Source organism: Nevskia sp. (assembly GCF_023266035.1).
GTDB lineage: Bacteria > Pseudomonadota > Gammaproteobacteria > Nevskiales > Nevskiaceae > Nevskia.
In genome coordinates, this window is sequence record NZ_JAHFRY010000162.1 from 1 (window position 1) to 9074 (window position 9074).

General features: G+C 61.7%; 5 protein-coding genes. 4 read left to right on the top strand and 1 reads right to left on the bottom strand.

Translation table 11 applies throughout. The annotated features are described in order from the left end of the window. Positions 1-139: 139 nt before the first annotated feature. A complete protein-coding gene (locus Q0D45_RS19205) occupies positions 140-1150 on the bottom strand; it encodes an AraC family transcriptional regulator (protein ID WP_293396777.1) in 1011 nt (336 codons plus the stop codon). Between the two features lie 187 nt (positions 1151-1337). Here Q0D45_RS19205 and Q0D45_RS19210 point away from each other — a divergent pair, with 187 nt between their 5' ends. The 4 genes from Q0D45_RS19210 to Q0D45_RS19225 all read left to right on the top strand — a co-directional run. Continuing rightward, complete coding sequence (locus tag Q0D45_RS19210) at positions 1338-2756, top strand: fatty acid desaturase (RefSeq protein WP_293396781.1); 1419 nt, start codon at positions 1338-1340, stop codon at positions 2754-2756. A gap of 395 nt (positions 2757-3151) precedes the next feature. Further along, positions 3152-5767, top strand: coding sequence for an MMPL family transporter (locus Q0D45_RS19215; protein WP_293396784.1), 2616 nt, complete (start codon positions 3152-3154; stop codon positions 5765-5767). 162 nt (positions 5768-5929) lie between these two features. After that, positions 5930-7303, top strand: coding sequence for a DUF1329 domain-containing protein (locus tag Q0D45_RS19220; protein ID WP_293396786.1), 1374 nt, complete (start codon positions 5930-5932; stop codon positions 7301-7303). Between the two features lie 107 nt (positions 7304-7410). Continuing rightward, on the top strand, positions 7411-9074 hold a 1664-nt coding region (locus Q0D45_RS19225), incomplete at its 3' end, for a DUF1302 family protein (RefSeq protein WP_293396789.1).

The window sequence follows — 9074 nt, forward strand, 5'->3', positions numbered from 1 at the left end:
TTGCCGGCCCCTGGCTGTTCGGCAGCCTGCACCAGCGAACGCGGCGCGATTGCTGGCGGCTACGGCTCGCGGCCGATGTCCTCGGCTTGAGCCCGGATGTAATTCGGGATTTTCCGCGCGAGCCCGGGATTTCATCCTGTTACAGGCCGGTTGCGGAACCCGGACTCATTCCGGTCAGCCGTCGAAAGGCACGCCCGAAGTTCGAGGCATCGGTATAGCCCAGTTCGTAGGCGACGGTCGTCACCGAGTGGCCCTGAGCGAGCAACACGCGAGCCTTGTCGACAATGATGTCCGCGGTCAGTGCGCGGAAGCCGGCACCTGCCGCATTCAGATGCCGATCCAGGGTGCGTGACGACAGATTCAGCGTATACGCCAGTTCCTCCAGCGAGGGCAGGCCGTTGCTCGACTCGCGCAGCATCATCCGCACCCAGTCGACGACCTGACCGCCGGCGATGACTCGCCGGAACGTCGCTTCGCAGCGCGCTTCTGCGGCCTTGAGCGCAGAGGCGTCAGCCAGCGACAGCGGTTCGTCGATCAGCGCGATCGGGAAGCGCACTAGCAGGCCGGCCATGCCGCCGACACCGAAGCGGCAGCGGGCATTGGTCAGCGCGGCGTAGCGCTGCTGGTGCGGCAGATCAAGCGCGAGGTGCAGGTCGTAACGTGGCATGCGTTCACCGAGCAGCTCATGCAGCACCAGATCGACGGCGGTGGCGATGGTGTCGGTATGGAATACCAGGCAGGCGTGGCCCATCGGCAGCGCTGGCACCAGCAGCATGCTGCCGTGCTGGCTATCGCGCCGGAATTGCGCGCGGAAGGTCGGCGTGGTCAGCGAGAAGTAGCGCGCCAGCATCTGCATGGCGTAGCCCAGCGTCGGACTGGCGAGCAGTCCATAGCCGAGGATCGAATGCGAGGTCAGGCGCAGCCGCTGGCCGAGGTCGAAACCCCAGTCGCCGCGTCCGGTCTTGGCGACGAGGCGGTCGACGAGGGTGTCGACCTGCGACAGCCATACCGTCGCGTCGGGATCATCCAGGGTCTTAGGATCAAGACCGAGGCCGTCGATCAGCGGTGCGATCGACACGCCCTGGGTCTGCAGCAGTTCCAGCAGGCGGCCGAAGTAACGTGCTGGCAAGGCACGGTCGACTTGTGGCATTGAGGTCTCCTCGCTCGGCTCGAAGCTCGTTTGGCTTCGATGTTCGCTATTCGCGCACTGTCGGAAAATAACCGTGTCCTGTCAAGAAATGACCGGCCGCAACGGTGCGCAATCGACAGACTGCCTGCCATCGCGAACCGCAGACGCCAGTCTTCTGATATGGCGCAAGGCAACGAGGAGGCGGCACATGGCAAGCATCGCGAACCCCGCGCACGCAACGGCGAACTGGCAGGACGGCAAGCGTTACTGGTGGCTGATGAGCCCGGCGCTGCCGGTGCTCGTGCTCGCCGGTCTTGCCGCGGTGCCGTTCGCCAGCGGTGTGCTGCTGACGACCTTGCTGTGCTGGGTCGGCTTCGTGCTGCTTTACGCTATCGCGCCGGTCCTCGACTGGATGATCGGCACCGATCCGGTCAACGCGCCGGAATTGGCGGTGGCCGCGCTCGAGCAGGACGCCTGGTACCGCAACATCGTGTTCGCCTATGTGCCGGCGCAGTACGCCGTCACCGCGCTCGGCGCCTGGGTGGTGATGACCCAGGATCTCGCCTGGTTCCAGATGTTGGGCGTGCTGCTGTCCACCGGCGTCATCAACGGTGTCGGCATCAACACTGCGCACGAACTCGGCCACAAGACCAATGGCCTCGAACGCTGGCTGGCCAAGCTCACCCTGGCGCCGGTCGCCTATGGCCACTTCTTCATCGAGCACAACAAGGGTCATCACAAGCATGTCGCGACACCGCTTGATCCGGCCAGCTCGGCGATGGGCGAGACGTTGTACCAGTTCCTGCCGCGCAGTTTCGCGGGCAGCCTGAAGTCGGCCTGGAAGATCGAGGCCGATCGCCTGACGCGTCTCGGCAAGCCGGTCTGGTCGCTGGACAACGACAACCTGCAGGCCTGGAGCATGACGGTGGTGCTGTTTGCGGCCCTGACGCTCTGGCTCGGCTGGCCGGCGCTGATTTTCCTCGTCGTCCAGGCGGTCTACGGTGCCTCGCTGCTCGAAGTCGTGAACTATCTCGAGCACTACGGTCTGGCCCGCCAGAAGCTCGCCGATGGCCGCTATGAGCGCTGCCAGCCACGCCATTCGTGGAACTCGAACCACGTCGTCACCAATCTGCTGCTCTACCAGTTGCAGCGTCATTCGGATCATCACGCCAACCCGACGCGCCGCTTCCAGGCCCTGCGCCATTTCGAGGACAGCCCGCAGTTGCCGTCCGGCTATGCCTCGATGATTCTCGCCGCCTACTTTCCGCGGGTCTTCTTCAAACTGATGGATCACCGGGTCGCTGCCCATCACGGTTACGACCTGAGCAAGGCTCGTATCGAGACTTCGAAGCGCGAAGCCCTGATGCGCCGCTGGCACCGTCCGGAACGGGCAACTGCGTCGGCGTCCTCCACGGCCGAGGCTGCAGTCGGCGACGCAGCGGCCGTAGCCGTTGCCATCGAGGGTCCTGCCTATGTCTGTCCGAACTGCCGCTATGTCTACGCCGAAACCCGCGGCTGCCCGACCGAGGGCTGGCTGGCCGGCACGACCTGGGCGCAACTGCCGACGGACTGGACCTGCCCGCAGTGCGCGGTGCGTGAAAAGCCGGACTTCGCGAGGATTGCTTGAACGATGCCGGCAGCGATCAAGTATCAGGGGCCGGGCGCAGTTGCAGCCGACCCCCGATTCACTGCACCATACGCTGGCGCACGGCGCATTAATGCAGGCCCTTACCGCCGAGCAGAAAATGTCCGGAAGTATCACTTCAAAGTTCGTTTGCAACATCCAAACTCAGGACTTCGCAGCGTATGTTGGCGCCCGCGGAGCTTGACGGATCAAGCAGTTATCGCGGTCTTCCCGGCGGTCCAGCAGCCTGCAGTACTAGGGGACACTGGAAAGCTTGGCGCTGTATGTATTGAGTAAGAGTTCATTAATCAGATGGTGCCGGCGCTGATCGAAGCGAACGGCACCAACAGGGCTGGCCGGAGTGGGCCAGTCGCATCCAGACACCAGCGGAGCAGCCGATGCATTCAGAAGCGCAGGGCAAATTTTCCAAACTGTTTGTCCGTGTCACTGAACCGATCGTCTTTGGTCATCGTGGCCGCACGCTGGTCGTACTCGCGCTGGTCACGCTGTTCATGATCTGGGAAGCGCTGCATCTGAAGATCGATTCCGGCTTCGAGAAGCAACTGCCGCTCGGCCATCCGTATATCCAGGTGTTCAAGCAGTACGAGAAGGAATTCGGTGGCGCCAATCTGGTGCTGTTCGCGGTCACCGAAAAGAAAGAGAAGGACATCTACAACCCGGCGTTCATGACCACGCTGCGGGCGGCGACCGATTCGGTCACCTTCCTGCCGGGCACCGACCGCGCCCGTGTCAGCTCGATCTACACGCCGGACGTGCGTTATCTGGAAGTCGTCGAAGACGGCTTCGCTGGCGGCAACGTCATCTCGGCAGATTTCACGCCGACACCGGAGAACCTCGACAAGGTCAAGGCCAATGTCTCCAAGGCCGGCATCATCGGCCGCCTGGTGGCCAACGATCAGCGCGGCGCGATGATCTTTTCGGAACTGCTCGAACAGGATCCGATCACCGGCAAGACCATCGATTACATCCATACGGCCGAGCTGATCGAAGAGATCCGCCAGAAGTATCTGAGCCCGAAGATGTACGAGCTGAAGCTCAAGGCTGACCGCGAGCCGCTGAAGGCGGGTGAGGTGGTCAAGCGCGTCTACAAGGACCCTCGCGGCCTGCTGTTCCGCTTCAAGACCATCGATGTCGACGCCCAGGCGTCCGATGGCAGCAACCATTTCTTCTCGATCGGCGGCAACGGCCTCGAAATCAACGAAGTCGACAATCCGACCTACAACCCGGACATCGACATCGCGATCATCGGCTTCGCGAAAGTGGTCGGTGATGTCGCCGACTCGCTCATCGAAGTAGTCGGTTTCTTCGGTCTGACCTTGCTGCTGACCTGGTTCTTGCTGACGCTGTACACGGGCTCGGCGGTGATCGCGCTGATTCCTCTGTCCTGCGCGGTGCTGGCGGTGATCTGGGAACTGGGCCTGCTGCATTTGTTCGGCTACGCACTTGATCCGTTTGGCATTCTGGTGCCGTTCCTGGTGCTGTCGATCGGTGTTTCGCACGGTATTCAGATCACCAGCTTCTGGCTCTTCGAAGTGGCCGATCACGGTCTGGCCAGCTTCGAAGCCTCGCGCGCCACTTATCGGCGCCTGGTCGTGCCAGGTATCTCGGCGGTGCTGACCAATGTCGTCGGCTTCGGCACGATTCTGTTGGTACCGATCGGCATCGTTCAGGAGATGGCGGTCAACGCCATGTTCGGCCTGGTGGCGATCATCTTCTGCAAGAAGATGCTGCTGCCCTGTCTGTTGTCGTTCGCGAAGATCAGCAATCCGGTGGAGTTCCGCGCCCATCAGGCGCGCCGCGACCGCTGGTTCGAGCCGGCCTGGGACGCAATTTCCAAGCTGACCTTGAAGCCCTACGCGATTGCAACGATCTTGCTGGCGGTGGGCTCGTATGTGTATTCCGATCATGTCGGCAAGCAACTGAAGGTCGGCGAGCTGCATGAAGGCGTGCCGGAACTGCGTCCGGACTCACGCTACAACCGCGATTCGAAGGCGGTGGTCGACAACTTCGCGATCGGCGTCGACGTGTTCAAGGTCATCGCTGAATCGAAGCCTGATGGTTGCATCGATCACGGCGTGGTCGAAAGCATCGATCGCTTCGCCTGGCGCATGGAAAACACCCCGGGCGTGCAGTCCACCCTGTCGCTGCCGAAGGTGCAGAAGAAAGTCTTCAACAGCTACGGCGAATCGAACCCGAAGTGGAACGTGCTGCCACGTGAAAGCGGCGCGCTGGTGATCACCGTGCAGCCGTTCCCGAGCTCCAGCGGCCTGCTCAACGAGAATTGCAGCGCGATCCCGGTGTTCATCTTCACCGCCGATCACAAGGCTGAAACGATCGACGGCATCGTCGCCGCGATCGACAAGTTCAATACCGAGCAGCCGGCTGATGCGCCGGTGCAGTTCAAGCTGGCCACCGGCAATGTCGGCGTCATGGCGGCGGTCAACGATGTCGTCGCCGAGACAGAGCCGACCGTGCTGTTCTGGGTCTACGCCGGCATCGCGCTGTGTGTGTTCATCTCGTTCCGCACCGTGTCGAGCGTGATCTGCATCCTGTTCCCGCTGGCGCTGGTGTCGGTGATGTCGTACGCGGTGATGGTCTGGCTGGAGATCGGCATCAAGGTGTCGACCTTGCCGGTGGCGGCGTTTGCGGCGGGCATCGGCGTCGACTACGGCATCTACATCTATTCCGTGCTCGAAGAGTGTGTGAAGAACGGCATGACGCTGCGCGAGGCCTACAAGGTGACCTTGCACCAGACCGGCAAGGCGGTGGTGTTCACCTCGCTGGCGCTGGCCGGTTCGGTGTGCACCTGGCTGTTCTCGGGCCTGCAGTTCCAGGTTGACATGGGTGTGCTGCTGACGATCATGTTCCTGGCCAATGCCGTCGCCGCCGTGCTGCTGCTGCCGGCCTTCGCATTTTTCCTGCTGAAGCCGGAAAAGATTGCGGCGAAAGCAGCCAAGGAAGCAGCTGCCAAGGCCGCTGCTGCAAGCAAGTGACGCTGAGCGCTGCGTCCGTCAGGACCGCGCTGCAGTAGAGGAATGAGTGGCAATGCCGGGCAGCAGTCCGGCTTGCGCTGAGAAGGGTTCACCGGATCGGGTATGACCTGATCCGGGGGCCGCAACTTAAAAGACGTTCAACGAGCAAGAGAGGTGCGTGAGATGAGGAAGCAACTATGGAATTCTTCGCTGGCCGGGCCGCTGATGGCGACCCTGGTAGCGATGAGCACGCCGACGTTTGCCAAGGTCGGTGCTGATGAAGCGGCCAAGCTCGGCAAGGAGCTGACCCCGGTCGGCGCCGAAAAGGCCGGCAACAAGGCAGGCACGATCCCGGCCTGGACGCCGCAGGCTCAGGTCACCTACAAGAAGGGTGAATACCCGAGCGATGCGACGCTGGAAGCCGAGAAGCCGCTGTTCACCATCACCTCTGCGGAAGTCGGCAAGTACGGCGCCCTGTTGACCGAAGGTCACAAGGAGCTGTTCAAGCGCTACCCGCAGACCTACAAGATGATCGTCTATCCCTCGCACCGGAACTTCAACTTCCCTGCGAAGTACCTGGAAGAGACGGTCAAGAACGCGACCCGCGCCGAGCTGGAAGGTGTCGACAATCCCAAGGGTGCGCTGATCGGCTTCCCGTTCCCGATTCCGAAGAGCGGTGCCGAGCCGGTCTGGAACCATAGAGTCAAGTTCCGTGGCGAAAACATTCGCCGTTACAACAACCAGATGATCGTCCAGCAGGACGGCAAGTTCTCGCTGACCAAGATCGTCGAGGACGTGAAGTTCTACTACGCGAACATCAACGGCAAGACTGAGATCGAGCTGAAGCCGGGTGCCGACTTCCTGCGCTACCTCTCGGAAACGATCTCGCCACCGCGCGTGGCCGGCACCTTCATCCTGGTGCACGAAAAGGCCGGCTTCGGACCTGAAGGCCGTTCGGCCTGGCTGTACGCTCCGGCGCTGAAGCGCATCCGCCGCGCACCGGCGGTCTGCTGCGACAACCCGTACGAAGGCACCGATGGTCACCAGTTCTATGACCAGGTCGACATGTACAACGGCGTGCTCGAGCGCTTCACCTGGAAGCTGGTCGGCAAGAAGGAGATGTACATCCCGTACAACTCCTACCGCATCGCCGGCCCGAAGACCAAGTACGCCGACATCGCCAAGCCGAATCACGTCAATCCGGAACTGCCGCGCTATGAGCTGCACCGTGTCTGGGTGGTCGAAGCCGACAACAAGCCGGATCAGCGCCACACCTTCAAGAAGCGGACGATGTACTTCGATGAAGACAGCTGGAATGTCGTCGCCATCGACGACTACGACCAGCAGGGCAAGCTCCTGCAGTTCCAGGAAGGCCACCCGATCGAGTATCGCGATGTGCTCGCCGTGACCACGCAGCCGGAAGTGATCTACCACTTCGATTCGGGCCGCTACTTCGTGACCGCAATGAACAACGAAGACAAGCCCTACGACAACAGCGTGGTGCTGAAGGATTCCGACTTCGAGGCCGACACGGTCCAGAAGCGCACGTCGAAGTAAGCGGTAGTAGCGATCAGCCGTCGCGGCGGGGAACGCGACGGCTGATTGTTTGAGGACAGGCCGGAAGGGATATTTCGGCTACACCTAACAATCAAGGGGGAGCGGGAATGAAGATCAGCAGCTTGACGGCAAGAATGCTTGTGGGAGCCATTCTTGCGGTGGCGGTGCCAGCCGTTTCGGCACTCGAATTGGATGCCAATTTTCTCGATCAGGATTTCAATGCGGTTCTGAACCAGACGATCACCGCGGGCGTCGGCTTCCGTATCGAGGAACGCGATTCGCGCCTGGTCGGCAAGTCCAACATCAACCCGAATGTCTGCTCCGGCGTCTACCAGACCTGCCAGGGCCTGCATCGTGAACAGATTTATCCGGCGCAGCATCTGCGTCGCTCACCTGGTGCGGCGTCGATCAATTTCGACGACGGCAACCTCAATTTCGATCGCGGTGACGTCACTCAGTCGCCGATCGTCTGGACCCACGATCTGAAGATCGAGTCTGGCAGTTACGGCTTTTTCTATCGCGGTCGTGCGGTCTATGACCCGGCGCTGTACAACCTGCATACCAATCGTCCGAACGTCATCACCTCGGAGAATTTCGCCACGGTCGGGACGAGAACGCCGGGCAGCCCATCGAACCGCTATTTCCCCCAGACCTTCGGGCCGGGCGGCCAGGCCGGCGGCTCGCTGGCTGAAGCCGAAGCGCAGCAGATCGGCCTTCGTTACCAATTCCTCGACGCCAATTTCTTCGGTTCGGTGCCGCTGCCCGGCGACCGCGACCTGCAATTCCGCATCGGTCGCCAGACCGTGCAGTGGGGCGAGTCGACGGTGGCGATCCTGAACTCGATCAACCAGGCGCAGCCGATCAGCGCCAACAATTTCTATCGCTACGGCAACGGCCTGCTCGAAGATCTATACATCCCGGTCAATATGTTCCGAGTGTCGACCAATATCTCCGACGGTCTGTCGGTCGAGGGTTATTACCAGTTCGAATGGCGCTCGGTGGAAATCCCGGTGCCGGGCACGCTTCAGTCCTTTGTCGACCTTGGTACCCCGAATCAGCGCGACTCGGTCAATGCCGCGTTCGGTGGAGCAGCGGACGATCCGGAATGTCTCGCCGGTGGGCGTCTCGACAACCCGCTGACCTTGATCACGCCGACCTGCCTGCGCATTGGCCGCTATAGGGATCGTCGCGCCAGCGACCAGGGCCAGTTCGGCTTCAAGCTGACTTATTTTGCCGAAGACCTGAACAACGGTACCGACTTCAGTCTGTACTTCATGAACTATCACTCGCAGTTGCCGTACGTCAGTGCGTACGCGACCAATGCCAGCTGCGCACGCCGCGAAGGTTCGGCGGTCGGTATCGATGCCCGCAATACGGCAGAGTTCCTGCAGTCCTGCCCCAATTTGCCGTTGACCGCGCTCAGCGCGTCGAGCCAGCTCGGCATCGACACCGTCAATCTCGCGCTTCAAAGCCCCGGTGTGCTGAGGGATCTCGGTGTCGCCGATCTCAACTCGCTGCCCGGCTTCGCAAACCTGCTGCTGCCGCGCCCAGGCCTGCAGCAGTCCGACGCCGTGCCGTTCGATACCGCCCGGCTCCAGCTCGAATATCCCGAGAACCGCAAGCTGATCGGCTTCAGCTTCAACACCACCTATGGCGAGTACAGCTATCAGGGCGAATTGTCGTATCGCCCGAACGTGCCGCTGCAGGTCGCCATTGTCGACGTGGTGTTCGCCTCGTTTGGTCCGACCCTTACCCGTTGCCACGACGTCAA

Excerpts from the sequence above, each read along its gene's own strand:
- Q0D45_RS19205 (WP_293396777.1), bottom strand. The coding sequence starts at position 1,150 with ATGCCACAAGTCGACCGTGCCTTGCCAGCACGTTACTTCGGCCGCCTG.
- Q0D45_RS19210 (WP_293396781.1), top strand. The coding sequence starts at position 1,338 with ATGGCAAGCATCGCGAACCCCGCGCACGCAACGGCGAACTGGCAGGAC.
- Q0D45_RS19215 (WP_293396784.1), top strand. The coding sequence starts at position 3,152 with ATGCATTCAGAAGCGCAGGGCAAATTTTCCAAACTGTTTGTCCGTGTC.
- Q0D45_RS19220 (WP_293396786.1), top strand. The coding sequence starts at position 5,930 with ATGAGGAAGCAACTATGGAATTCTTCGCTGGCCGGGCCGCTGATGGCG.